The following is a 22,656-nucleotide window of genomic DNA, read 5'->3' as shown; positions in this document are numbered from 1 at the left end:
TCAGCGCGCCTCGCTGCGATCACGGCCGAGGAAGCGGTCGCGGGATTCGGCCCATGCGGCGAGGCAGCCGGCATCGCTGGCGGCAGCCTCGCCGAGCTGCTGGCAGCGGCGCAGAGTTTCGCGCAACGGGTCGGCCGGGGGCTGGAAGGCCGGCGCAGGGGGTGGCGCGGAAGGTTCATCCTCCCGCGCCATGTCGATTGCGGTCGCCGTGACGGCGATGGCGATGAACACCACGGCCCCGAGCCGGGCCAGCATCTTGCCGTCCATGGCGAGCCTCCCGGTCAGTTGTTGCCGTTGTTGAACATTTGCGCGTTGCCCGGCTGATAACCGCTGCCCGGCGTGAGGAAGCGGCGGCGCTGCTCGCGGCCCTGCTCGGCGGCGGTCGCGCGCTCGGCCTCGGTCAGCGCGTCGGCGCGGCCGTTCGCCGAGATGAGCGCGATCAGGTCGGAAAGCTGCTGCGACTGGAGGGCAAGGAGCTGGTTGCCCGCCTGCGTGGCTTGCAGCGCGCCGGTCGCGCCTTGGCTCTGGCCGACAAGCGCGGCCATCTCGGCGCGATTGCTGTCGATGTTGCCGACGACGCCAGCCTGCACGCGCATGGCGTCCTGCAAACCGCCAACCGTATTTTCCCAACGGCCGCGCGCGTCGGCGACAAGCTGGGCGTCGGTCGCCGAAAGCGAGACATTGCCGTATTGGCTCTGGAACGCTTGGTCGATCTGGCCGACCTCGAACGCGAGATTTTGGGCCTGCCCGAGAAGCTGCTGCGTGCGGCTGACGTTCTGCTGGAGCTGCTGGAGCGAGCTATGCGGCAGGCTCGCAAGGTTGCGGGCCTGATTGATGAGCATCTGCGCCTCGTTCTGGAGGCTGGTGATCTGGTTATTGATCTGTTCGAGCGTGCGCGCTGCCGTGAGGACGTTCTGCGCGTAGTTGCTCGGGTCATAGACGATGCGGCCGAAGCCGAATTGCGCATGGGCCGGGCTTGCCAGCATGGGCGAAAGCGCGACAGGCACGCCGAGCGCCAGCGCGAGGGCCGAGGCCCCGACGATCTTGGGATAGGTCATGGAAGAATCTCCGGCATGGGGTGGGTATCGAGCCGAGCCGGCGCGGCGGATTCCGGCCGGTCGGCAAGATTGGTGAGGTTCGGGATCAGGTGGGCCGCCCAATCGACGCCGCGCTCTCGCAGCCATGCGGCGAGGAAGCCGTCGCGGCCGTGTTCGGCGACGATCTGCGCAATGAGGGTTTGGTCGGATTTGGCGGATGCGGCGCAGAGCGCGAGGCCGACTTCGGACAGGCCAAGCTCGAACAGGCGATTGCCCCTGCGGCTTTGGCAGTAATAATCCCGCTTGGGCGTGGCCCGTGCGAGGATTTCGATCTGCCTGTCATTGAGGCCGAAGCGGCGATAGATGGCCGTGATCTGCGGCTCGATGGCGCGCTCGTTCGGCAGCAGGAGCCGCGTCGGGCAGCTCTCGATAATCGCGGGCGCGATGTTGCTGCCGTCGATGTCGGACAGGCTTTGCGTGGCGAAGATGACCGATGCGTTTTTCTTGCGCAGCGTTTTCAGCCATTCGCGGAGCTGGCCGGCGAAACCCTCGTCGTCCAGCGCAAGCCAGCCTTCATCTATGATGAGCAGCGTCGGCCGCCCGTCGAGCCGGTCGCCGATACGATGGAACAGATAGGCGAGCACTGCCGGGGCCGCGCCGGTCCCGACAAGGCCCTCGATCTCGAACGCCTGCACGTCCGCCGATCCCAAATGCTCTGTCTCGGCGTCGAGCAGCCGGCCATAGGCACCGCCGACGCAGAACGGACGGAGCGCCTGTTTCAGATCGTTGGATTGCAACAGCACCGCAAGGCCGGTGATGGTCCGTTCCTCGACCGGCGCGGAGGCGAGCGAAGTCAGCGCCGTCCAAAGATGCTCTTTGACCTCGGGGGTGATGGCGATCCCCTCACGCATGAGGATGGCCGCAATCCAGTCCGCCGCCCATGCGCGTTCATAGGTATCGTGGATGCGGGCAAGCGGCTGGAGCGAGACGGACGCCTCGGCCCCTTCTGTCAGCCCGCCGCCAAGGTCGTGCCAGTCGCCGCCCATGGCGAGCGCGGCGGCGCGGATGCTGCCGCCGAAGTCGAAGGCGAACACCTGCGATCCCGCATAGCGCCGGAACTGCAAGGCCATGAGGGCGAGCAACACGGATTTGCCCGCGCCGGTTGGGCCGACGACAAGGGTGTGTCCTACGTCACCGACATGGAGACTTAGCCGGAACGGGGTTGAGCCTTCGGTCTTTCCAAAGAGCAAAGGGGGTGCACCGAAATGCTCGTCCCGTTCCGGCCCCGCCCACACCGCCGATAGCGGGATCATGTGGGCGAGATTCAATGTGCTGATGGGCGGCTGCCGCACGTTGGCGTAGGCGTGTCCCGGCAGGCTACCGAGCCATGCGTCAACCGCGTTGACCGTCTCGGCCATGGCGGTGAAGTCGCGGCCCTGAACGATCTTTTCGACCAGCCGCAACTTCTCATCGGCAAAGCGGGGATCGTCGTCCCATACCGTCACCGTGGCCGTGACATAGGCCATGCCCGCCACGTCCGCACCGAGTTCCTGTAAGGCCATGTCGGCATCGAGCGCCTTGTTGGCGGCGTCGGTGTCCACAAGCGCGGACGCCTCGTTCGTCATGACCTCTTTCAGAATCGCGACGACGGACTTCCGCTTGGCAAACCACTGGCGGCGGATACGGGTCAGCAGCCGCGTGGCGTCGGTCTTGTCGAGCAGGATCGCGCGGGTGTTCCACCTGTAGGGGAACGGCAGCCGGTTCATCTCGTCCAGCAGGCCGGGCGTCGTCGCGCTGGGGAATCCCACGATGGTCAGGACGCGCAGATGCGCGGTGCCAAGCCGAGGCTCCAGCCCGCCGGTCAGCGGCGCGTCGGCCAGCAGCGCGTCCAGATACATCGGCACTTCGGGAACGCGGACGCGATGCCGGTTCGTGGAAACCGTCGAATGGAGATAGGTCAACGTGCCGGCGTCATCGAGCCATCGGCACTCGGGCATGAAGCCGTCGAGCAGCGCCAACACGCGGTCGGTGCGGTCCACGAAGCCGCGCAGCAATTCGTGCGGGTTTACCCCGGATTGCTCGCGACCCTCATAGAGCCAGCTTTCCGCCCGCGCCGCCTCCTCGGCCGGCGACAGCCAAAGGAAGGTCAGGAAATAGCCGGACACGAAATGCGCGCCCGCTTCCTCAAAGCCGGCTTTCCGCTCCGCATCGACCAGCGCCGATGCCGCGTCGGGAAAGCTGCTGTCGGGATAGGTCGCGGCTTCGCTGCGCTGCGCCTCGACGAAGATGCTCCAGCCGGAACCGAGACGGCGCACGGCGTTGTTGATGCGGCCGGCGACGGCGACCAGCTCGGCCGCGACGGCGGAATCCAGATCGGGACCGCGAAACTTCGCGGTGCGCTGGAATGAGCCGTCCTTGTTCAAGACGACGCCCGAGCCGACCAATGCCGCCCATGGCAGATAGTCGGCGAGCCGGGATGCGCTGCGGCGGTATTCTGCAAGGTTCATCATGGCCGCGCCCTCACACCGCCAGAAAGGCCGGGATGCGCAGATGCCTGCGCCCGACCTCGACGAATTGGGGATCGCGCTTCGCTGCCCATACGGCCGCGAAATGCCCGATGGCCAAAATGGCGATACCGACCAGCCAGAGGCGCAGGCCGAGGCCCACGGCCCCGGCCAGCGTTCCGTTCATGATGGCGATGGAGCGCGGTGCGCCGCCGAGCAGGATATGCTCGGTCAGCGCCCGATGGACCGGGACCGTGAAGCCCGGCACCGCGTCCAGTTGTTCGAGGCCGCCCGCCATCAAACGAGCGCCCCGCCGCCGAACGAGAAGAACGACAGGAAGAAGCTCGACGCCGCGAAGGCGATGGACAGGCCGAACACGATCTGGATCAACCTCCTGAATCCTCCAGACGTGTCGCCGAAGGCGAGTGTCAGGCCGGTGGCGATGATGATGATGACGGCGACGATCTTGGCGACCGGCCCCTCGATGGACTGAAGGATTTGCTGAAGCGGCTGCTCCCACGGCATCGACGATCCCGACGCATGAGCGGCCGGGGCGAGCATGAGGCTGATGGCAAGGGTGGATGCGGCGGTCGCGGCGAAGCGATAGCCGCGCGAAATCGTGCGGATCATGAAGATTCTCCTGTGCTGGTGGGGATTGCCGAAGGGATGGGATGCGTGATGCGATAATCGCCGTCCGGCCCCAGCCCCTCGACGCGGGCAAGCTCGGCCAGCCGGCGCGCGGAACCGCGCCCGGCAAGGACGGCAACAAGGTCGATGGTTTCCGCGATCAGGGCGCGCGGGACCGTGACGACGGCCTCCTGGATAAGCTGTTCGAGGCGGCGCAGCGCGCCAATGCCGGAACCCGCATGGATGGTGCCGATGCCGCCCGGATGGCCGGTTCCCCAGGCTTTGAGCAGGTCGAGGGCTTCGTGGCCGCGCACCTCGCCGATGGGGATGCGGTCGGGGCGCAGGCGCAGCGAGGACCGCACAAGGTCCGACAGGCTGGCGACACCATCCTTCGTCCGCATCGCCACAAGGTTCGGCGCGGCGCATTGCAGCTCGCGCGTGTCCTCGATGATGACGACGCGATCCTGCGTCTTCGCCACCTCGGCGAGCAGGGCGTTGGTCAGCGTGGTCTTGCCGGTGCTGGTGCCGCCCGCCACGAGGATATTGGCGCGGGTAGCCACGCCAAGCCGCAGCGCCTCGGCCTGCATCCGGGTCATGATGCCGGCGGCCACATAGTCGTCGAGCGTGAACACCGCGACGGCGGGCTTGCGAATGGCGAAGGCGGGCGCGGCGACCACCGGCGGCAGCAGCCCCTCGAACCGCTCGCCGGTTTCGGGAAGCTCGGCCGAGACGCGCGGGCTGCGGGCGTGAACCTCCGCACCGACATGATGGGCGACCAGGCGCACGATGCGTTCGCCATCGGCCGCAAGCAGGCGTTCGCCCGTATCGGCCAGCCCTTCGGAAAGCCGGTCCACCCAAAGGCGGCCATCGGGATTAAGCATCACCTCGACCACGGCCGGGTCTTCGAGCAGCCGCGCGATTGCCGGCCCGAGCGCGGTGCGCAACATGCGCGCGCCACGCTGCATCGCCTCCTGTCTGTGGTGGTTGGTGGTCATGTCGGCCCCGGCTTTCGGTGGGGACGCGACAGGCGATCCCCGGATCGGGGTCGATTAAGAGAGGCCGAAATCCGGCCGCTTCAACAAATATTTAAGTCCGTGCGGCGCAATGCGGTGATATGCGGAAAATAGGATAGGCCGGGGATTCAGGAACGGTCGCCATCGCCCTCGGACTGCTCCGGTGAGGGAACGTCATCCGACGAATCGACGTCGCGCGACAGTTCCTTGAGAAACCTGTCTCCCGTCGCCAGCCTCCGGCCGAGCATCTGCATGAAGCCCTCGAACCGCTCGACGCCCTTGGCGCGCGCCGAGGCTTGCGCGCTGTCCGGCAGCGGCAGCGTTGACGCGAGCCAGAAATGGATGAACAGCGCGACCGTCTCGCCAAGCACGGCGAGATCTTCGTCGAGCGTGTCGATCTGGCGCCCGATCCTGTCCAGGCGGCGCGACATGGCCGCCTCCAGTCGATCCCCCGCGTCGCCGGACAGGAAGGAAGCGACGGCGGCCTCGACGATGGCCGATTTGGACACATGCCGGCGCAGGGCTAGCATCTCGACCTCTTTCAGCAATTCGGGATCGAAATAGACGTTCATGCGGGTGCGTGTGGTCATGGGCGTTCCTTCAAAGCTCGATGCCGTCACCGGGGTTCATGGCGACCTGCCGGGCGACCATCCTCATGCGCTGGCGCATGGCGCGGGCCTTCGCGGCGTCCACGTCCGGTTCGTCGTCCAGAATGTCGAACTCCTGCGCAGGCGACGGCGGCGGGGCGACAATTTCCTCATGCTCGGGCAATTCCGGCTCGCGGCGGATGCCCGCATTGGCCGGATCGCCTTCGGCCCCGTCTCCAGCGCCGGTCGCGGGATGGCCCGCCGCCGCGACCACGCGACTCGACCAATCGTCGGATGTCGGGTTCGTGGCGGGACCGGCCCTCGGATCGGGCGGGGTCAGGATGCGTTCCATGAACCGCGCATCCTCGAAATAGCGGGCCTTGGTCGCGCGGATCGGCGGCGTGCCCGCAACCATGACGATTTCGTCGGATGGCGGAAGCTGCATCACCTCGCCCGGCGTGAGCAGCGGTCGGGCCGTCTCCTGCCGCGAAACCATCAAATGCCCGAGCCACGGGGCCAGCCGATGCCCGGCATAGTTGGTGGAATCGCGCATCTCCGTGGCGGTGCCGAGGGCTTCGCTGATCCTCTTGGCGGTCCTTTCGTCGTTCGTGGCGAAGGCGACGCGGACATGGCAGTTGTCCAGGACGCTGTTGTTCGCGCCGTATGCCTTCTCGATCTGGTTGAGGCTCTGCGCGATCAGGAAGGATTTCATTCCGTAGCCGGCCATGAAGGCGAGCGCGGATTCAAAGAAGTCCAGCCTGCCGAGCGCCGGAAACTCGTCCAGCATCAACAGCAGGCGATGGCGCTTGCCGGACGTGTTCAAGTCCTCGGTCAACCGCCTGCCGATCTGGTTCAGGATGAGCCGGATCAGCGGCTTCGTCCGGTTGATGTCGGATGGCGGCACGACAAGGTAGAGGCTGACCGGCTCCTTGCTCCCGACAAGATCGGCAATGCGCCAGTCGCACCGTGCCGTCACTCGCGCCACCACGGGATCGCGGTAGAGGCCGAGATAGGACATGGCGGTGCTGAGAACGCCCGACCGTTCGTTCTCGCTCTTGTTGAGCAGTTCCCGCGCCGACGACGCGATAACTGGATGAACGCCCGCTTCGCCCAGGTGCGGCGTGTCCATCATCGCCCGCAAGGTCGCCTCGACCGGACGGCGCGGGTCGGACAGGAAATTGGCGACGCCTGCGAGCGTCTTGTCTTTCTCCGCGTAGAGGACATGCAGGATCGCGCCGACAAGCAGGCTATGGCTGGTCTTTTCCCAATGGTTGCGCTTGTCGAGGCTGCCTTCGGGATCGACCAGAATATCCGCGATATTCTGAACGTCCCGAACCTCCCACTCCCCTTGCCGGACCTCCAGCAACGGGTTGTAGGCGGACGATCTGGCGTTCGTCGGATCGAACAGCAGGACGCGGCCATGCTTCGCCCGGAAGCCCGCCGTGAGGGTCCAGTTCTCCCCTTTGATGTCGTGAACGATGACCGAGCCAGGCCATGTCAGCAGCGTCGGCACCACCAGCCCGACGCCTTTGCCGCTGCGGGTCGGGGCGAAGCATAGGACATGCTCGGGACCGTCATGGCGCAGATAGTCCTGGGGATGCCTGCCAAGCACGACGCCATCGGGACCGAGCAGACCGGCGGCGCGGATTTCTCTATCCTCGGCCCATCGCGCCGAACCATAGGTGGCGACGTTGCGCGTCTCCCGCGCCCTGATGATCGACATCATGATCGCGGCGGCGATGGCGAGGAAGCCACCCGATACGGCGATGATGCCGCCTTCCACGAAGATCGCGGGCGCATAGGCGTCGAATGAAAACCACCACCAGAAAAAGGCGGGCGGATAGTAGATCGGCCAGCCGGCCAGCTCGAGCCACGGTTCGCCAAGCTGGGGCTGAAAGCCGAGACGGAAGGCAACCCATTGCGTCGCCGCCCAGGTCATCACCAGAACGATGGTGAAAACCACCGCGATCTGGCCCCATAAGATTCGGCCACCACGCATCCAGGCTCCAGTCTGCAAAAGGGACGGAGCCGATCAGAGAGTAGGCAAAATCAGGGTGGGCAACAGGAAAGATGATGCGGGAGTGCTGCCGGATACTGGTGGCGGTAAATAGGACGGTTTGCGCTATTGCGCCCGTCCGTCTCGCTACTGCTGCCGCGCCAACTGAGGCGAATCGCTGGGACGGCTCATCTTGCCCGCGAGTGTGAGCAGGTTGCGCAGCGTGGCATTGCGGTTAAACGGCGACCAGACGGCCGAGAACGGGACCGGCTCCGGCTCGTCGGCAAAAGGCAGGAAGACGATGCCGGTGGTCGGCAGCAGCGACGTGGCCTCGCCGACGATGGTGATGCCGAACCCCTGCCCGACCATGGACAGCAATGTGCCGCGCCCCACGTCGAAGCGCAGGATCGACGGGGTGGGCCAGCGCCCGGCAAGGCGCAAGACGATATGATCGTGGACCTGCGGGCCGGTGCCGCCGTGGCGGACCAGGAACGTCTCGCCCGCCAGATCGGCCCAGGTGATAGCCGGCAGCGTGGCGAGTTGGTGCCGCTCCGGCAGAACGGCGACAAGCGGTTCGGTCCAGATCGGGCGGCTATGGCAGTCGGGCAGTTCCGGGCTGCCGGCGACGAAGGCCACGTCCAGCCGGTCGGCGCGAAGCTGCATGACCGCATCGCGCGCTGTGCCTTCGGTGATCTCGACCTCGATGCCGGGATGGGCTTCCCGATATTGCGCGATCAGCTCGTCGAGGAAGCTGCGGGGAATGAGGGCATGGATGCCGATGCGAAGCCGGCCGCACTCGCCCGACGCCGCCATGCCGACAGTCTTCACCGCATGATCGAGTTGATCGACGCCAACCGATACCCGTTCGACGAAAAGGCGCCCGGCCTCGGTCAGCCGGACGCCCCGTGTGTTGCGCTCGAACAGGCGGACGCCAAGGTCTTCCTCCAGCGTCCTGATCCTCGCGCTGACGCTGGGTTGGCTGACGCCGAGTGCTTTGGCGGCGCGGTGGAAGCTCAAATACTCGGCGACGGCAAGAACGTGGATTAGAGACGTGAGGGGAATGCACGAGCCAAGCGCAGTCGGCGCTCCCCCTTGACGATCAATCATCTGTATCGAGCGCCGCCGCCGCATCGCGCTACATCCTCACTTTCCGCTTGCATCGGGAACAGGACGAAGAAGCACGAAGGCCAGTAGCGCCCCTAAGGTGCAGAGCACTCCAGTCGCGCCGAGAACGAGCCTCCACGCGGTCGTCAGCGCGTCCACTTGATGAGCCGACGCACCACTATCGACATATCCAGTCGCTACGCGGCCAGCAGTTTCGGGAGAACCGAGGGCTATTGTCAGAACGCCAATGAGTCCTGCACCGAAGATGGCGAGCACGAGCGCCTGTGTCGTGCCGCGAACCGTGTTCAACAAGCCGGCCACCATGCCCGTTTGCGACGGAAGCACATCGTTCATCGCCTGTGCATCTATGGTTCCGCTGGCCAGTCCCATTCCGATGCCGAGCGTGACCAGAGGGCCGAGTAGCAAGACGGGGGTAGCCCCCGCATGGAGGGTCGTCAGCCAAAAGTTCCCCGCCGCAAGCGCGGCCAACGCCACGGTAATAACGGCCCTTGCGGAAATGCCACGATTAACCAGCAAACCTGCAACAAGGGGCATGACCAACATTGGTGCGGTCGGCATCAGCATGACCAGCCCGGATCGTGCGGCTGTGTAGGATGCTGCCCCTTGTAGGTAGGTCGGTAGAAATGCCAGAATGCCCCCGAAGGCAAACGACATGGTAATGGCCGCGACGATCCAGCCCACGAAGCGACGGCTCGTAAAGAGAGCCAAGCTCAATACCGGATTGGCCGCGCCCCGCTCGATGGCGATGAATACCGCACCCAAGGACAGCACGACAGCGATCAGAAGCAACATCTTGGCGCTGAACCAACCGAGATTTGCGCCTTGCGTGATCGTGAGCATGAACAGGGCAAGGGCGACGATGAACACCAATGCGCCCGCCCAATCCACGCGGGCTTTGTGATCCGCACGGGTTTCCCGCATGAGCAACGTGCCTGCCGCGAGGATAACGCCAACCGCTGCGAAAACTGCAAAGCCCGCGCGCCAGCCAAAGCCATCCACCAGCCAGCCGGACAGTGTCGGGCCGATTGCAAGGCCGATGCCGGCGGTCGTTCCGACAGCCGCAAATGCTCGCACCCGCGCCTTTCCAGAGAAGTTGGCTCCAATGAGTGCGCCGCCTCCCGCCATGATCGCCGCCGCTCCGAGGCCGGTGACAACGCGGGCCATAAGCAACAGCCCGATTCCCGGCGCAGCAGCCGAACCGATGGAGCCGAGCACATAGAGCAAGCTGCCGACGCGATAGATGCGCCTTCGCCCCAACAAGTCCCCGAGGGAACCGGAAACCAGCATAAACGCCGATGCGGTGAGAAAGTAGGCCGAGACGATCCATTGAACCCGAGCGCCAGAGGCATCGAGTTCCGCGCCGATCTGAGGCAACGCGACGCCAGTGCCGGACATTGACATGGGCAGGGCCAGAAATCCGATCAGCACCACCGCCAATGTCAGCGCCTCGGGAGTCACTCGGCTATGAATCGTCGTCTGCATTTCAGAACGCATAGGGATCAGCGATGCGAGCTTTGTGCAGGTGGCGCGCCCACCACTCCAGTTGACGCAGTTGTGTCGTCACCGCCGATACCGCGCGATCCATTTCGCCCGAATTGCCGTGAGCGTCGAAGCTCGACCAAGCGTTATGAAAGCTCACCATTTCGCGGATCGTCGGGGCGTGAAGCTCCGCAAAAACCAGCCTCAAATGCTCGGCGGCGCGCAGTCCGCCCGCCATTCCGCCATACGACACCAAGGCGATGGGCTTAGCTGCCCACTCACCCCGGAAGTGGTCGATGGCGTGTTTCAGGCTGGCTGGAAAGCTGTGATTGTATTCGGGCGTCACAACGCAAAAAGCATCGGATTCGGCCAGCTTCGTTCCGAGCTTGACCACGACTTCGTCGCGGGGCCGGTCGAATGGCGCGAGAGCTGTCGGCAACGGGTAGTCTGCAAGGTCGATGACCTCGCTATCGAAGGCTGCAAATGCTTTCGCTTGATCGTGATACCAGTGCGCCACCTTCGGCCCAAAACGTCCTTCGCGGACGCTTCCGATAATGATGCTAAGTCTCAAAGGTGCGTCGTTCATGTGTTTTCCTCAATCGATCCGACCTCCAACCCTTCTCGACTTATCTACAACATGAGTTGTAGGTAATCGGCCGGCGTCGCAATTCTGGGGTGTGGCGTGAGTGAGAGGTCTGCAACGGCAAGAAAGTGGCCGATGACAGCAGGGTCCTATTCGGGTCTGTTATAGATTCGCCAACCGCGCAGCCTCGCGCGTCTTGTTGGCGTCCATAGCTTCCACCCGCGTGGCAAAGAACCAAGAATGTCCGAAGGGATCACGAATTTCAGACATGAGGTCACGGTGAAACTGCATCTCTACCGGACGCACCAATGTTGCACCTGCTGCGATAGCGCGTTCCGTGAATGAGCGAGTATCGGCGACGTAGACCAGAAGATTGCTTGCGATCCCACCAGATGGCGGGGCGAGATAGCCATATTCGGGATACTCTTCGCGAACCATGAAGGTTGCTTCGCCGATCCGTAGTTCGGCGTGGGCTAAAACGCCCCCGTCGCGGTCAAAACTTACGACTTTTTCAGCACCAAAGGCGTTGCAATAGAAAGCAACCGCATCCTTGCCGTCTTTGACGTTTAGGTAAGGGACGACAGCGCGATACGGTCGAGGATCTACGTCACCCATGCTTTTCTCCTTGCTCGATCTGATTTACAATGCTCGTTGCACTTATCTACAACGGTCATTGTATATATTCAAGAGCCATAGAGTAGGAGATGATGGATGGCGCGTGACGCGAGGGGGCCTGCGAAGCGGCAAGCGATGATCGAGGCGGCCTGCCTCGTGTTCGGCAGGGACGGCTATGTCCGGGGAAGCATCGAGGCCATCGCGGCGGAAGCATCGGTTTCTACCCGCACGATCTACAACCATTTCAAGGACAAGAAGGAACTGTTCCTAACAATGATCCTGGACAGCGCGGCACGAGTCCGGGACGCGCAGATCGCCGACATAGACCGGCACCTGGGCAGCATTAGCGATCTGGAAGAAGATCTGCGCGCCTTGGGGCGCTGCTTTGCCGAAACGCCCTTCAAGTTCGGCAGTCACTTTGCGGTCGTCCGGCAGATTCATGCCGAAGCGGCGCACCTGCCGAGCGATATTCTGGAGGCATGGAGGGTTGAAGGGCCGCTTGCCGTCCACGAGGCATTGACCAAGAAATTCGTGCAGCTATCGCAACAGGGGCAGCTTGCCACCCCGAACCCCTCCCGCGCGGCAAACCAGTTCGTTGCCCTTGTGTCGGCTGAAGTGCAAGTGAGGAGTCTCGGCGGGGCGTTACCCGTCGATCGGAGCTTCTTGTATGAGGTTGTCGCTGATGGAGTTGCGACATTCCTTTGCGCATATCAACTGGCACATAAACCGCCAAGATCATGTGCCTAGTCTGGTCTTTTGGCATTTGGAATCTGCTCTAAATTCCCAATCCCCTTTGCCGCCCCAACTGCCATGATACCGATCCGCCCTGCACGACGCCCATGACCTCGCGGCCGAGCTGGCGGTCAATGACGGGCCGCCACGGAACAAGGGTGAACTCATGGCTCTTTTCCACGATGGCGAACTTGCCGCTGGTTAGCTGCACGGTGCCGGTGAACTTCCCGCTGACGTTCTCGCCATCCTTGGCGGCTCGAAACGGCAGCGCCTTGCCCTCGGCCAACTCCGCGCCGGCGCGGGCAACTTCCCGCTCGCGCAAGGTGGCGAGAAGATTGCGCCGATAGAAGATTCGACCGTCCCGGCTGCGCGTGGCGTCGCGCTGTTCGATATGATGCTCGCGGCGCTGGTCCATCGCTTCGCGGACCTGCTGCCCGAAACCGGCCGGGGCGAGATCCGATGCGTCGGCGGATAGCAACCGCCTGTCGAGCCAGGTGGCGCCGTCCGCGCCGATCTGCTTTTCAAGGTCGAAGGCCGACAGGACGCGAACGCTGGTCTGCCGGTTGCGGCCGGCGTCGTAGGCGGCGGCGCGGCTCTCGAAGTCGTCGGGGATGCGCCATTGGTCGGCGTCGATCCGCTCGACGATCCCAGCGCGGCGCAATGCCTCCAACCGGCGCACATGGGCATCGACATAGCCGTCGTAGTCGCCGCCCGGAACACGGCCCTCGAACTTCGCCTGCTCCAGATGACGGCTCGGCCGATAGACGCCATCCTCGGCGATGGCCGCAATGGTCCGGTCGGATGGCCGCTGCGCGATGTCGGCCGGGCCGATCACGATGACGCTGCCGATACGCGCATCCTCGAAGCGGGCCGGGTCGATGCCGGCGACATGGTGCGTCCGCCCGTCGATCCCATCCACCACGACGGTCAGGTTCTCGCCCAACTCGTCGGACAGGTATTTGTCCACGACGCGCCCGACGATGGGCGTCTCGGGCGGCCCGTCATGGATATGGAAGGTCGTGGGATCGCGCTCCATGCCATCGGCGTTCAGCGCCTTGTGCATGTTGCGGATGATGTCGCCGCGCTCGCCCATCTCCCGAAGGGTCGGCTCCATGCGCTCGCTCAACTCCCAAACGCCCGGCGCGTGTTCGGTCGCCAGCCCCATCATTTCCAGCTTGGCGAGACGGCGCAGGCGTAGCGCCCGGTTGAACTGACGGCGCGGTTCGTCCGGCTCATGGCGCAGGTCGAGAAACCTGTCGTCGGCTTCCTCGGTCATCGCCCGGTCGATGCGGGTGAAACGGTCCTGGTCGATTTCGGCCGACAGCTTGCGGGCCTGCTCGATCTCGGTCACGGGGCCAAGCTCCAGCGTGGTCAACTCGCTGGCGCGTTCGCGGATGCCGTTGGCGAGATAGTCGCCATTGATGACAAGGTTCTCGCTGAGATCGTCCTTGCCGCGGACGATGACATGCACATGGGGATGGCCGGTGTTGTGGTGGTTGACCGCCACCCAATCGAGTTTCGTGCCAAGGTCGGCTTCGATCTGGCTCATGAGGTCGCGCGTGTGCGCTGTCAGGTCCATGAGGTCGGCGCCATCCTCCGGCGAGACGATGAACCGGAACTGGTGGCGATCCTCCTTGCCGCGCTCGACGAAGGCATCGCCATCGGCGCGGTCCTCGGTCGCCGAATAGAGCTGACCGCGCTCACCGTCGCGCGATGTGCCGTCGCGCTGGATGTAGCGAAGATGGGCAGCCGATCTACCGTTCCTGCCGGCGTCCTTGACGTAGCGGGTCTTGACGACAACGCGGCGCATCCCCGGTGCGCTGTGACGCCAGCCGCCCGACAGGGTTCGGGCGCGAACGAAGGCCGCGCCGCGACCGCGCCGGACGCCCGGCCCCTTGGCCGAACGAGAACCCTTGCCGCCCTTCGCGGCAGGCTTCGCGGCCGTGCGGGATTCAAGGCGCGGCGCGTATTTGGGATTGGCGGTTTGATGCTGCCGGGCGAGCTTCTTGGCCTGGGTGAGAAAGCTCCTGGTCCTGCCCGCCTTCGGCGTGTCGGATCGGATGCGGCCGGGCTTCGGGCGGAAGCAGTTTTCGTCGTCGGCGCTCATGGACGCGCCTTCGGCCAAAATCCAAGAAAATCAGGCGTTCGGCGGCCATGGTGCCAGTCAAAACCCAGCAAAGCCAAGGCTTTGCGCAAGATCGCGGCACGCGGGGTCCAAAAACAGGGTGCCGCTCGCGGCTCCCCTAACCAGTGTGCAGACAACAATAATTTCCAGAACTGGCCCGACATGGTGCCATGTTCCTTTATCTTGCCCTCCGCCTTCCCTGCCCTTTTTGCCCTTCCTGCCGGGAATGCAGCCAGGCGACCCCTTGCCTGACTGCACACCGGAAGCGGACCGAAAGCGCGTGGAGACGTCATGGTCATGGCGCATCTCCATTGCTCGCACGGGCCACGAATATGCCGCCGTCCTGCGGCTCCTGATCGACGGAAACGCGCATAGGAACGGTTGCGCGGACGTCGTTCGACGGCTGATTGGCTGCAACCGAATTGCCGCTGGATTGCGCCACGAAAAGCGGAGCTTCGCGCCAATCTGGCGGTGGCGGCGGCACGATCGTCGGCACATCAGGCGCAGTCGCAAGCCCAAGAACAGGTGCGAGCGTGGCGACATAGGCGCGTGTTTCTGCGGGCAAAGTGCGACCTGTCGCCAGATGCTCATCATAGCGACCGGGACCGGCATTGTAGGCGGCAAGCATGGCCGCGACATTGCCATACCGGTCCCACATCTCGCGCAGATACGCCGTACCTGCTAGGATGTTGTCGCGCGGATCGTAAGGATCGCGTCCGAGGCCATGGCGGCTGCGCAGGCCCGCCCAGGTATCGGGCATGACCTGCATCAGTCCCATTGCACCCGCCGATGAGATGGCGCGCACATCGCCCGCGCTTTCCACACGCAGCACGGCCCGAATCCAGTGCTCTGGAATGCCGAAACGCTGTGACGCCTCGGCAATGAAAGCAGCATGGGGATGCGCAGTGACAGGCGCGGGTTGCTGCGTGACCTGCGCAAGCGCTGGCGTCAATCCGCTGCCAGCCGACAGAAGGGCCGTGAAGAGAAGAAGGGCGCGGGATCGCATGATCTCAGTCCCGATCTTCGCGGGGCCGCGGGCGGCTCCAGTGCAGCGACCATGACGAGCCTGCATCGTCGTCGCGGAACAGGTTGGCGCGGATCGGCTGCGGCAAGGCGGGATCGTCGAGCAGCACCGAGAGATATTCGCCAGCCTTTTCGCCGGTGCGTTTCCATGCAGCGCCGACCTCGGGGCCGTCATCAGCTCCGTGATGGACACGGTAGTCCGGCGCGTTTTCGGCGTCCGAATGCTCGGCTGGCATGATGGTAAGCTCACGGAAGAGCGTGAGCGTGTGAACGCGCCCGGAAAAGCCCGTTTCATCGCGCGTGAACAATCCGATCTGTGGCATGAAAAATCTCCTGTCGTCGAGGTTTCGGCGTGGGTTCAATGCGTGGCCGCCCGCCATTCGTAGCGGCCATCACCTTCCCCATCGGTCCAGAGCGGCAGCGCCCGGCCGATGACGGAACTGGCGGGAACAGGTCCGAAGTAACGGCCATCGAGGCTGTCCCGGATGTCCCAATTCATGAGGAAGAGTTCACCGTCGCCGATAATGCGGCAGCCCTGCCAGACCGGCAGATCGCGGCCCATGCGGTCGCGCTCCAGCGCGTCCCCCATCTCGACATGATCGACGGTAATGGTCATGCCGTTGCGGCAGACGCGCTGTCCCGGCAGGCCGAGGACGCGCTTCAGCAGCGGGACGTCGCGCCCGACATAGCCACGCTCGACCATAAAGTCGGCGAGCGGTTCGGGCGGCATGATGGCGACCAGTTCGGGAACTTCGAGCGCACCGGCGGGAGCAACCGTGTAGAAGCCGATGGGCGCGCTGGCGGTTGCATTCCAGATCAGCCGGGTTGGCAGATCGGCAACAGCCGTGGCGACAAGCGTGCCGACGGCCAGCATGGACACAGCGAGGATATGGCGGCGGCTCATGGCGCGATCCTCCGGCGGCTGACCCATGCTGCATGGCGCTCCGGGGTGTAGGGATTGGGTTCCTGACCGGCACTCAAACGGTTGTGGACGTGCCGCCAATGCTCCGGCGCAACATCCGCCGGATTGACACCAAGCGCGTCCACCGCATCGATCAGGGCCAGCACCCGCTGGACTTGTCGCCAGCCGTCGATACGCAGCAAGATCTCACCGCCAGGGCGAACGAAGGGCACGGTCTGGTACGGTTCGCCACGCCCGACAGCGCGCAGGATGTCGAGCCGCGAAACGATGGTGCCGTAATCGTTGGAGGCCCAGCGGACGAAGGCGAAGATGCTTTCGGGCGCAAAACCGATCAGACTGCGGCGGCGGTCGATGATCTGCTCAAAGCTCTTGCGGCCGAACCTGATCCAGCGCTCGACCTTCTTCTTCTGGAAGGTCAGTTCGACCAATGTGGTGAACGGCGCAGGCCCGTCCGCCTGCGGATGTTCATGCGCAGCGCGCACGGTTTTGCCGGTCATGGCTGATCTCCTTCGGTGGGTGGAAACTCGCGGACCAGCAGATCGCGCAGCATCACGGCGACGGTGACGCCACGCCGGAAAGCGGCAACCTTGATGCGCCCGCGCAGTTCGGGCGTGATGTCGATGGTCAGGCGCGCGGTGAACGCCTCCGTAGCCGTCTTGCCGGTTGCCGGCGCATCGGCGGCTCTGACCCAGCTATCGGGATTGCCCGGACGCGATGCGAAGCCGGATTTGACGGGCGGACGCGTCATGACACGATCCTCCCGACACCGAGGCCATCGATCTCGGTCACCAGTGCTGTGACCTCCTGTGCGGCCCGTTCGCCGCCATCGGTCTCCGAGACCAGCCGTCCGGTCTGCGCGGCTTCGGCGAAGGCGACACGCTGGCCGACCGTCGTGGCCAGCAAAGGTGGATCATGGTCCGCCAGTGTCTCGGCCGTTTCGCGGGCGATGACGGTGCGCGCACTGCATCGGTTCAGCAGAAAACGGGCGGCCAGCTCCGGTCGATAGATGCGGGCTTCGTTCAGAAGCGCCAGCATCTCGGCCGAGGCCCAGCCGTCGAAAGGTGATGGCTGCACCGGGATCAGCACCAGATCGGCTGCAAGCAGCGCTGAGCGCATCAGGCCAGTGACACGGGGCGGACCATCAATGACGACATGATCGGCGTCACGCGCCAGCTCCGGCGCTTCCCTGTGCAGCGTATCGCGGGCAAGGCCGATGACAGTGAACAGCCTTGGCAGCCCTTCATGGCTGCGCCGCTGCAACCAGTCGAGTGCGGAGCCTTGCGGGTCGGCATCAATCAGGATGACGCGCTTGCCTTGCGCAGCCCAGGCTCCGGCGAGATGCAGCGCCAGCGTGGTCTTGCCCACGCCGCCTTTCTGATTGAGGAGCGCGACGATCATGGCGTACCCCGCCCAGGTCGGCGGGAAGTGGCACTGGCACCGTGCCTTTCATGCGCGCGCGTCAAAGAAGAAAAGTTAGATTCTATGTTAGATTCTAAGTTAGCAGTCGGATTCTTCTTTTCGTTCCAGAGGCTTAACTGGGGCTGGTGCGCCTGATGTGCCGATAGTGCTGCGCCTGATGTACCGATACCCTTTGCGCCTGATGTACCGACGGCATCCACAATGTTATCCACAGGCACTGTGGATAGATTTTCAGGGCGGATTCGCAGCAGTTCGCGGCGATCCTCGCGCAGGATCTTAAGCTGGTAGCCGGGCAGCGGCTGGCGGGCAGCAATGCGGCGCAAGTCCAGTGCAAAGTCCGATGGTCGGGCCATGCTGCCGGATTTCTGGTAAAGGTGCGCAACCTCGAACAGCCAACCATGCGGCTGATGTCCGGCGTGTTTGCGGGCAACACGGTAGAGCCAGCGCTCGATACCACCGGTCAGCCGGAAATAATCCGGGTCGATGGTCAGGACCAGCGAACGGTCAAGGACACTGTTGTAGAACCACTCGGGCAGGACAAACTCCATGCCCTCAACGCGACCGTCGCGCGTGGTCATCTCTTCCCATTCGTTGATCCAGGAGAACTGGCGGCGGCGCCAATGCTTGCCGTTACGGATCGTCGTGGCGACGACCGTGGATTGCAGCCGGGCAAGCGCTGCCTTCAGCAGCAGATATTGGCGGTTTCCGGTGTCGCGGCCGATGGCGCGCAGCAGATGATAGGGCGTGAAGCGGAAGAAGCGGGATGTCTTGATGCCGTTGTTTTCGGCGGCAACGATCTGGCTTGCAGCCCAGATCAGCACATCCGCATCCCAGATCGTCGCCATGCCATGTTCGGGCATCCCGAACACCTGCACCTCGACATCGGCGGTCTTGTAGAGGATGGGCTTCGTGCGCGGCGTCTTCGCCAGCGAGAAGAAAGGCCGCTCCATCAGATCGCGCTGGTCGCGCGGACTGGCATCGCCGGTTGCGACCACGAAGGGATCGAGGTGGCTGCGCTCGCTACCGCCTTCTCGTCGCAGGGCGTCAGGGTGATCGACGCGCCGCATTCAGAGCTTGCTCCGCTCTTCAGGCGTCAGGGGGCGAGCCGGAAAGACCGTGCCGACGTCCTTGTCACTGGTGGATTTGCGTGCGCCGATGTCGGCCCAGGCCTGAAGATCCTCGACCGTGTAGAGAACCCGGCCACCGATTTTGCGATAGGTCGGGCCGGTCCCGTAGGTCCGGTGTTTTTCCAGCGTGCGAAGAGAAATGCCAAGGAAACGTGCAGCTTCCTGAGTACGCAGCATGCGCGGTGGCAGGTCCGCGTTTCGGCGCTCGGCCATGAGATCACCTCCGGTTCGTCAGGTTGATGCGGCTGCCGGAGACGGCGGCGCGCTATGGCGAACCATGGGAAGTGATCGGCGGCGTGTAGCGTGCCGCATTTGCGTACATACGCAGACGGCACCCCCGAAAGGGGCTATGTCAGCGCGAAAAGACGTGAGATTTCAGCAACTCAGTGAGCCCGATGCGGATTCGCTCAAGACATCCGCGCGCAGTTCGGCTATGAATGCAGATGGGGCAGACGCACTGCTCCGGGGCTTAGTAACCCCTGTTGACGGTTGGTGTCGGCCGTGACGGCACCACACTCCTTGACCCTATGGTCGGGGAGCCTGTGGCGTATGCAACAGGCTTTCCAGCTAAAGGCCATGGGGCCGTTCAACACGGTTACTAACTCCCCGATCACCAGGAGTCAGAGAGTTTTATTGCGGGGGCGAACCGCAGAAACTCTTCTGAAAGAAGGGGAATGACCGTGAAAGCGCCCGTCGCACTTGACCCCCATGTGGATGATCTGGCTCCATCCGGCCATGTCATCACCGCCTATGACGAGCAGCACTTTGTGACCTATCTGCGCCTTCTGGACGCCAAGTCCGAGGAAGCCGACTGGAAGGAAGTGGCGCGAATTGTTCTGCACCGCGATCCGGCATCAGATGAGATGCGCACCCGGCGATGCTGGCAGAGCCATCTGGAACGCGCTCAATGGCTGTCGCGGGAAGGTTACAGGCAAATACTGGAACAGGCTGCGGCAAACAGGAATCGGTGAGATTGCCTCAGTCGCCTTTTGATCGTGGAATCGGCTTGACTGGATAATGCAAAAGCAGCCGATAGCCTCCGCGCATCATCCTGATGCCGTGGGCAACAAGACGACGTGCCTTGTTCTTGCGCGGATCAGTCTCGAAATCTTCCTTGTCGCCACGGAAGCCGAGCAGGACTTCGGCAACGGCGCGATAGCTTTCGCCGTGCAGCCGTGCGTCCAGCGCCCGCAGCGACAGAAGGTGCCATTGCCGAAGCTGCGCTGGCATGGCGCGAATATCCGGCCCCGGAGAGCGGCCTGTCAGGCACCTCCAGAGGCGGCGGGCCGCGTGGGCGCGTAATTCCATGAACTCGTCCATGGGCAGGATTGCAGCATAGAAAGCTGCTGCATCGATTGCGCCCTGTGGCAGCCAGAATTGATGCTCCATCCCACCGACACGCCAGATTGCGTGCCAGCCATCCGGTGCGCGGCGCAGGATCAGGCCATCGAGATGTGCGAGAGCGACAAGCCGCCCGCCATCCGGATCGTTCTGCTCGACCGGAGACAGAATAATGGCCTGCGGATTGAAATGCGGTGACCAGAAAGGCGGTGCGCCGTCAGGCTGCGCGTCGGGGTCGTGTGCGAAATCGCACCCCCCAGCGGGAAGCAAAGGCGTTAACCTCTTCTCCCGCGGGTTCTCTCCTCTGCGTGAGTCTCTCGACGTCACGGCGATAGTCTTCGTTGCGACGAAGATATTCCCAGGCGAAACCGGCGGGCGGAAGGTCTTTAATGCGTTTATAGGCCGCCGGAGTACGCCAATCTATGCTCTGCATGGCGCGTCCTCCCAAAGCCGAAGGGCACAAGGCCACGTCCGACCTGAAAAGGCTGCGGTATTGAATGGTTTTGCGGTAGCGTATCTAACGCGATAAGTGGATCGCCTAACCCGATCAATCCATTAAATAATCTCTCGTTAGCACTGTTGCGCATCACATGGGAGATACCCTGACGACATTCCCGTGTCAGTGATCGAAGCCGAATGGCGGAAACGCGCGATTACGCGGTTCCGGCGCAGACGAGAGCGCGGCCCGCAGGGCAACAAGGCGGCCGCCCATTTTGCGCAGGTCCGCGCCGAGTTGGAGCGTGCGGGCACGCCTTGCGGGCCGCACGACATGCAGATCGGCGCACACGCCCGCAGCGAGTGGCTGATCGTGGTAAAAGGAATTCGTCCGCATGCCCGGCGTGCGGGTGGAGAACCGGGTGTAGCGGTTGCGGTGGGCGTGACGGCTTTCCTGCGGGTATGACAAAGGCCCGACCTTCCGGTCGGGGCCTTTGTTCCGCGCCTCAGTCGCCGCGGCGACCGTTGGGGCGGGACCAGATGAGGGAGAAGGTTTCGCCTTCTTCGTCATCGAAGAGGTTGGCGTAGATCGGGGCGTTGAAGCTCGGATCGTCCAGCTTGAGGCCCAGATAGTCGCGGCCCTCGTTGGAGCGCTTGGACCAGGCGGCGCCGATTTCGGCGCGGCCGACCAGGACCCGGTGGCTGGGGGCGTTCTCGCCGGTGGCGCGCAGGTCGGGAACGATGCGCACGCCCGTAGCCTGGACGCTGAGGGTGACGATTTCGCCGGTGAAGTCGTTCGAGCCGGTCTTCTTGAAGGTGCCGATGGTTGCCATTTTAAGTCTCCGTTTTCCGTTTCCGAGCCCGCACCATTGCGGCCTCTATGGCGATCGACCGGCCGGAGACGAACGCTGGCGCACCCCCTTTGGGGGCTGGACAGCACAGGAGAAACTTTCTTGTTCCGCGCGGAATGGCGGCTCTGCCGTCAGGGGAAGAAAGTTGTGACGACGCTGTTGCGCTAAAGCGGTCGAAGCGCATCGCGCTGTTCTTCGGCCAGATCAGGCCATTGAAGAGGCCGTTTGGAGCGGTCGAGACACGGGGGCTGAACGGAGACGTGGCAATCTTGAGGCCCATCATGATGACCAGACGGGTAACACCGGCCTTGCTTGTCGCCCTGCGTCTCAGGCCATGCGCATCTCTTTTTCGGGCCTGTTCTACCGGCATTGCCCCCAACCGGGTTCTGGTTAGCCCACAACGTTGGCGCTGACCGTTTTGCGCTCCTATGGGCCGCGTCTGTGCCTCAAGTTGATCCGATACCTGGTCGCTGTCTGCCACCATTTTTCTGACGAAGATGGAAGATAATCCGCACTGCTTCTGGTCGCCATCAACGGATCATTGTGGTTCAGGTGCGTGCAAAGCCGTCGTTCGCCTGGTCGGTTGCCGCCATGCCCGCAACGCGCAGGAACGCCGTCACGCCCACCGCCACCGCTCCGACCACCGAGAAGATGAGCTGCCATGTATCAGACGGCATCATATGCTTGACGATGCCAAGCGTGGCATAGAACCCGGCCATACCCGCCGGAGCGACGAAGGCCAGCGCTATCAGCAAACGCGCCCAGACCGGGCGGACCAGCATGAGCAGGCCCTGACCGACGGCCAGTGTCAAACCGGCGGCGAGAAGACCGACAACGATGCCGCCGAACCAGCCAGCCCCCGTGCCATAGGCCCAGGTGCCTGCATTCAGACCGATAAAGAACGGCAGAGCAAAAACGGCGAGATTGAACAGAAGCCAGCACATCGTGCCTATAGCCGCGATGGAAACGAGGATTCCGAGAACGATCATGGTGGTGTCTCCGTGCAAAAAGTTGGACGGTCGCGCCTTCCACCACCACCACGGCGCACTGCGACATATAGCATGAGTATGCCTGTCTGAGCGACATGGAATGACGGCGGACGCTATCGTCATGCT

At 63.8% G+C, this 22,656-nt stretch carries 27 protein-coding genes and 1 pseudogene; 3 read left to right on the top strand and 25 right to left on the bottom strand.

Features of this window, described 5'->3' with window-relative positions:
• The 12 genes from trbK-alt to GTW25_RS19200 form a co-directional block, all read right to left on the bottom strand.
• On the bottom strand, positions 1-267 hold the full coding sequence (gene trbK-alt, locus GTW25_RS19255) for a putative entry exclusion protein TrbK-alt (protein ID WP_252913904.1): 267 nt from the start codon (positions 265-267) through the stop codon (positions 1-3).
• Positions 268-281: 14 nt separating this feature from the next.
• Complete coding sequence (trbJ, locus tag GTW25_RS19250; RefSeq protein WP_252913903.1) at positions 282-1,058, bottom strand: P-type conjugative transfer protein TrbJ; 777 nt, start codon at positions 1,056-1,058, stop codon at positions 282-284.
• Positions 1,055-3,547 (bottom strand): conjugal transfer protein TrbE, encoded by a 2,493-nt coding sequence (gene trbE, locus GTW25_RS19245; RefSeq protein WP_252913902.1) that lies wholly within the window; start codon positions 3,545-3,547, stop codon positions 1,055-1,057. Before trbE ends, trbJ begins: the two co-directional genes overlap by 4 nt.
• A 10-nt stretch (positions 3,548-3,557) precedes the next feature.
• The gene (locus GTW25_RS19240; protein WP_252913901.1) at positions 3,558-3,839 is read right to left on the bottom strand and encodes a VirB3 family type IV secretion system protein; all 282 of its coding nucleotides are present in this window, start codon (positions 3,837-3,839) and stop codon (positions 3,558-3,560) included.
• The gene (locus GTW25_RS19235; protein ID WP_252913900.1) at positions 3,839-4,171 is read right to left on the bottom strand and encodes a TrbC/VirB2 family type IV secretion system protein; all 333 of its coding nucleotides are present in this window, start codon (positions 4,169-4,171) and stop codon (positions 3,839-3,841) included. The genes GTW25_RS19240 and GTW25_RS19235 overlap by 1 nt, the downstream gene beginning before the upstream one ends.
• Complete coding sequence (trbB, locus tag GTW25_RS19230; protein ID WP_252913899.1) at positions 4,168-5,163, bottom strand: P-type conjugative transfer ATPase TrbB; 996 nt, start codon at positions 5,161-5,163, stop codon at positions 4,168-4,170. Before trbB ends, GTW25_RS19235 begins: the two co-directional genes overlap by 4 nt.
• Positions 5,164-5,309: 146 nt before the next feature.
• Positions 5,310-5,771 (bottom strand): ribbon-helix-helix domain-containing protein, encoded by a 462-nt coding sequence (locus tag GTW25_RS19225; protein ID WP_252913898.1) that lies wholly within the window; start codon positions 5,769-5,771, stop codon positions 5,310-5,312.
• Between the two features lie 10 nt (positions 5,772-5,781).
• Positions 5,782-7,767 carry a conjugal transfer protein TraG gene (locus GTW25_RS19220; protein ID WP_252913897.1) on the bottom strand — a complete coding sequence of 662 codons (1,986 nt, stop codon included), beginning with the start codon at positions 7,765-7,767 and terminating at the stop codon, positions 5,782-5,784.
• 144 nt (positions 7,768-7,911) lie between these two features.
• On the bottom strand, positions 7,912-8,871 hold the full coding sequence (locus GTW25_RS19215) for a LysR family transcriptional regulator (RefSeq protein WP_252913896.1): 960 nt from the start codon (positions 8,869-8,871) through the stop codon (positions 7,912-7,914).
• A gap of 36 nt (positions 8,872-8,907) precedes the next feature.
• Entirely contained in the window at positions 8,908-10,371 is a 1,464-nt protein-coding gene (locus tag GTW25_RS19210; protein ID WP_252913895.1) for an MFS transporter, read from the bottom strand.
• A gap of 1 nt (position 10,372) precedes the next feature.
• Entirely contained in the window at positions 10,373-10,954 is a 582-nt protein-coding gene (locus GTW25_RS19205; RefSeq protein WP_252913894.1) for an NADPH-dependent FMN reductase, read from the bottom strand.
• Positions 10,955-11,113: 159 nt separating this feature from the next.
• Positions 11,114-11,566, bottom strand: a complete 453-nt coding sequence (locus GTW25_RS19200; protein ID WP_252913893.1) for a VOC family protein — start codon at positions 11,564-11,566, stop codon at positions 11,114-11,116.
• A gap of 96 nt (positions 11,567-11,662) precedes the next feature.
• On the opposite strand from GTW25_RS19200, the gene GTW25_RS19195 reads away from it, so the two are divergent.
• Positions 11,663-12,313 carry a TetR/AcrR family transcriptional regulator gene (locus GTW25_RS19195; protein ID WP_252913892.1) on the top strand — a complete coding sequence of 217 codons (651 nt, stop codon included), beginning with the start codon at positions 11,663-11,665 and terminating at the stop codon, positions 12,311-12,313.
• 28 nt (positions 12,314-12,341) lie between these two features.
• Here GTW25_RS19195 and GTW25_RS19190 read toward each other — a convergent pair whose 3' ends face one another.
• From GTW25_RS19190 to GTW25_RS19150, 9 genes are all read right to left on the bottom strand, one after another.
• The gene (locus GTW25_RS19190; RefSeq protein ID WP_504928266.1) at positions 12,342-13,847 is read right to left on the bottom strand and encodes a DUF3363 domain-containing protein; all 1,506 of its coding nucleotides are present in this window, start codon (positions 13,845-13,847) and stop codon (positions 12,342-12,344) included.
• A gap of 871 nt (positions 13,848-14,718) precedes the next feature.
• Complete coding sequence (locus GTW25_RS19185; protein WP_122066895.1) at positions 14,719-15,429, bottom strand: lytic transglycosylase domain-containing protein; 711 nt, start codon at positions 15,427-15,429, stop codon at positions 14,719-14,721.
• Positions 15,430-15,433: 4 nt separating this feature from the next.
• The gene (locus GTW25_RS19180; RefSeq protein ID WP_112520466.1) at positions 15,434-15,769 is read right to left on the bottom strand and encodes a DUF736 domain-containing protein; all 336 of its coding nucleotides are present in this window, start codon (positions 15,767-15,769) and stop codon (positions 15,434-15,436) included.
• A gap of 35 nt (positions 15,770-15,804) precedes the next feature.
• Positions 15,805-16,350 (bottom strand): S26 family signal peptidase, encoded by a 546-nt coding sequence (locus GTW25_RS19175; protein ID WP_252913891.1) that lies wholly within the window; start codon positions 16,348-16,350, stop codon positions 15,805-15,807.
• On the bottom strand, positions 16,347-16,865 hold the full coding sequence (locus GTW25_RS19170) for a DUF2840 domain-containing protein (RefSeq protein WP_252913890.1): 519 nt from the start codon (positions 16,863-16,865) through the stop codon (positions 16,347-16,349). The genes GTW25_RS19175 and GTW25_RS19170 overlap by 4 nt, the downstream gene beginning before the upstream one ends.
• Positions 16,862-17,116 (bottom strand): hypothetical protein, encoded by a 255-nt coding sequence (locus tag GTW25_RS19165; RefSeq protein ID WP_122066898.1) that lies wholly within the window; start codon positions 17,114-17,116, stop codon positions 16,862-16,864. Before GTW25_RS19165 ends, GTW25_RS19170 begins: the two co-directional genes overlap by 4 nt.
• Entirely contained in the window at positions 17,113-17,766 is a 654-nt protein-coding gene (gene parA, locus GTW25_RS19160; protein ID WP_252913889.1) for a ParA family partition ATPase, read from the bottom strand. The genes GTW25_RS19165 and parA overlap by 4 nt, the downstream gene beginning before the upstream one ends.
• Complete coding sequence (locus GTW25_RS19155; RefSeq protein ID WP_252913888.1) at positions 17,763-18,854, bottom strand: replication initiator protein A; 1,092 nt, start codon at positions 18,852-18,854, stop codon at positions 17,763-17,765. Before GTW25_RS19155 ends, parA begins: the two co-directional genes overlap by 4 nt.
• Positions 18,855-19,127 carry a helix-turn-helix transcriptional regulator gene (locus GTW25_RS19150; protein ID WP_165457007.1) on the bottom strand — a complete coding sequence of 91 codons (273 nt, stop codon included), beginning with the start codon at positions 19,125-19,127 and terminating at the stop codon, positions 18,855-18,857.
• 467 nt (positions 19,128-19,594) lie between these two features.
• Here GTW25_RS19150 and GTW25_RS19145 point away from each other — a divergent pair, with 467 nt between their 5' ends.
• Positions 19,595-19,885 (top strand): DNA -binding domain-containing protein, encoded by a 291-nt coding sequence (locus tag GTW25_RS19145; RefSeq protein ID WP_252913917.1) that lies wholly within the window; start codon positions 19,595-19,597, stop codon positions 19,883-19,885.
• Positions 19,886-19,892: 7 nt separating this feature from the next.
• Here GTW25_RS19145 and GTW25_RS19140 read toward each other — a convergent pair whose 3' ends face one another.
• Complete coding sequence (locus GTW25_RS19140) at positions 19,893-20,525, bottom strand: DUF2285 domain-containing protein (RefSeq protein ID WP_264665756.1); 633 nt, start codon at positions 20,523-20,525, stop codon at positions 19,893-19,895.
• Complete coding sequence (locus GTW25_RS19135; protein ID WP_140903580.1) at positions 20,473-20,688, bottom strand: transcriptional regulator domain-containing protein; 216 nt, start codon at positions 20,686-20,688, stop codon at positions 20,473-20,475. Before GTW25_RS19135 ends, GTW25_RS19140 begins: the two co-directional genes overlap by 53 nt.
• A gap of 258 nt (positions 20,689-20,946) precedes the next feature.
• Between GTW25_RS19135 and GTW25_RS19130 the strand changes: the two are divergent.
• Positions 20,947-21,118: pseudogene (locus GTW25_RS19130) on the top strand (type II toxin-antitoxin system VapC family toxin); the annotation flags it as partial.
• Between the two features lie 78 nt (positions 21,119-21,196).
• Here GTW25_RS19130 and GTW25_RS19125 read toward each other — a convergent pair.
• Together GTW25_RS19125 and GTW25_RS19120 are read right to left on the bottom strand one after the other, a co-directional pair.
• Entirely contained in the window at positions 21,197-21,523 is a 327-nt protein-coding gene (locus GTW25_RS19125) for a DUF736 domain-containing protein (protein ID WP_252913887.1), read from the bottom strand.
• A gap of 566 nt (positions 21,524-22,089) precedes the next feature.
• Positions 22,090-22,530, bottom strand: a complete 441-nt coding sequence (locus GTW25_RS19120) for a hypothetical protein (protein WP_252913886.1) — start codon at positions 22,528-22,530, stop codon at positions 22,090-22,092.
• Positions 22,531-22,656 lie beyond the last annotated feature (126 nt).

It is taken from the genome of Aliihoeflea aestuarii (assembly GCF_024105665.1).
Taxonomy (GTDB): domain Bacteria; phylum Pseudomonadota; class Alphaproteobacteria; order Rhizobiales; family Rhizobiaceae; genus Aliihoeflea; species Aliihoeflea aestuarii.
Note: the sequence above shows the minus strand (reverse complement) of the source record. Positions and strands in the feature narration are given on the sequence as shown.

Bases quoted from the DNA above. Each gene is read 5' to 3' on its own strand.
- trbK-alt (WP_252913904.1), bottom strand. From the start codon at position 267: ATGGACGGCAAGATGCTGGCCCGGCTCGGGGCCGTGGTGTTCATCGCC.
- trbJ (WP_252913903.1), bottom strand. From the start codon at position 1,058: ATGACCTATCCCAAGATCGTCGGGGCCTCGGCCCTCGCGCTGGCGCTC.
- trbE (WP_252913902.1), bottom strand. From the start codon at position 3,547: ATGATGAACCTTGCAGAATACCGCCGCAGCGCATCCCGGCTCGCCGAC.
- GTW25_RS19240 (WP_252913901.1), bottom strand. From the start codon at position 3,839: ATGGCGGGCGGCCTCGAACAACTGGACGCGGTGCCGGGCTTCACGGTC.
- GTW25_RS19235 (WP_252913900.1), bottom strand. From the start codon at position 4,171: ATGATCCGCACGATTTCGCGCGGCTATCGCTTCGCCGCGACCGCCGCA.
- trbB (WP_252913899.1), bottom strand. From the start codon at position 5,163: ATGACCACCAACCACCACAGACAGGAGGCGATGCAGCGTGGCGCGCGC.
- GTW25_RS19225 (WP_252913898.1), bottom strand. From the start codon at position 5,771: ATGACCACACGCACCCGCATGAACGTCTATTTCGATCCCGAATTGCTG.
- GTW25_RS19220 (WP_252913897.1), bottom strand. From the start codon at position 7,767: ATGCGTGGTGGCCGAATCTTATGGGGCCAGATCGCGGTGGTTTTCACC.
- GTW25_RS19215 (WP_252913896.1), bottom strand. From the start codon at position 8,871: ATGATTGATCGTCAAGGGGGAGCGCCGACTGCGCTTGGCTCGTGCATT.
- GTW25_RS19210 (WP_252913895.1), bottom strand. From the start codon at position 10,371: ATGCAGACGACGATTCATAGCCGAGTGACTCCCGAGGCGCTGACATTG.
- GTW25_RS19205 (WP_252913894.1), bottom strand. From the start codon at position 10,954: ATGAACGACGCACCTTTGAGACTTAGCATCATTATCGGAAGCGTCCGC.
- GTW25_RS19200 (WP_252913893.1), bottom strand. From the start codon at position 11,566: ATGGGTGACGTAGATCCTCGACCGTATCGCGCTGTCGTCCCTTACCTA.
- GTW25_RS19195 (WP_252913892.1), top strand. From the start codon at position 11,663: ATGGCGCGTGACGCGAGGGGGCCTGCGAAGCGGCAAGCGATGATCGAG.
- GTW25_RS19190 (WP_504928266.1), bottom strand. From the start codon at position 13,847: ATGAGCCAGATCGAAGCCGACCTTGGCACGAAACTCGATTGGGTGGCG.
- GTW25_RS19185 (WP_122066895.1), bottom strand. From the start codon at position 15,429: ATGCGATCCCGCGCCCTTCTTCTCTTCACGGCCCTTCTGTCGGCTGGC.
- GTW25_RS19180 (WP_112520466.1), bottom strand. From the start codon at position 15,769: ATGCCACAGATCGGATTGTTCACGCGCGATGAAACGGGCTTTTCCGGG.
- GTW25_RS19175 (WP_252913891.1), bottom strand. From the start codon at position 16,350: ATGAGCCGCCGCCATATCCTCGCTGTGTCCATGCTGGCCGTCGGCACG.
- GTW25_RS19170 (WP_252913890.1), bottom strand. From the start codon at position 16,865: ATGACCGGCAAAACCGTGCGCGCTGCGCATGAACATCCGCAGGCGGAC.
- GTW25_RS19165 (WP_122066898.1), bottom strand. From the start codon at position 17,116: ATGACGCGTCCGCCCGTCAAATCCGGCTTCGCATCGCGTCCGGGCAAT.
- parA (WP_252913889.1), bottom strand. From the start codon at position 17,766: ATGATCGTCGCGCTCCTCAATCAGAAAGGCGGCGTGGGCAAGACCACG.
- GTW25_RS19155 (WP_252913888.1), bottom strand. From the start codon at position 18,854: ATGCGGCGCGTCGATCACCCTGACGCCCTGCGACGAGAAGGCGGTAGC.
- GTW25_RS19150 (WP_165457007.1), bottom strand. From the start codon at position 19,127: ATGGCCGAGCGCCGAAACGCGGACCTGCCACCGCGCATGCTGCGTACT.
- GTW25_RS19135 (WP_140903580.1), bottom strand. From the start codon at position 20,688: ATGCAGAGCATAGATTGGCGTACTCCGGCGGCCTATAAACGCATTAAA.
- GTW25_RS19125 (WP_252913887.1), bottom strand. From the start codon at position 21,523: ATGGCAACCATCGGCACCTTCAAGAAGACCGGCTCGAACGACTTCACC.
- GTW25_RS19120 (WP_252913886.1), bottom strand. From the start codon at position 22,530: ATGATCGTTCTCGGAATCCTCGTTTCCATCGCGGCTATAGGCACGATG.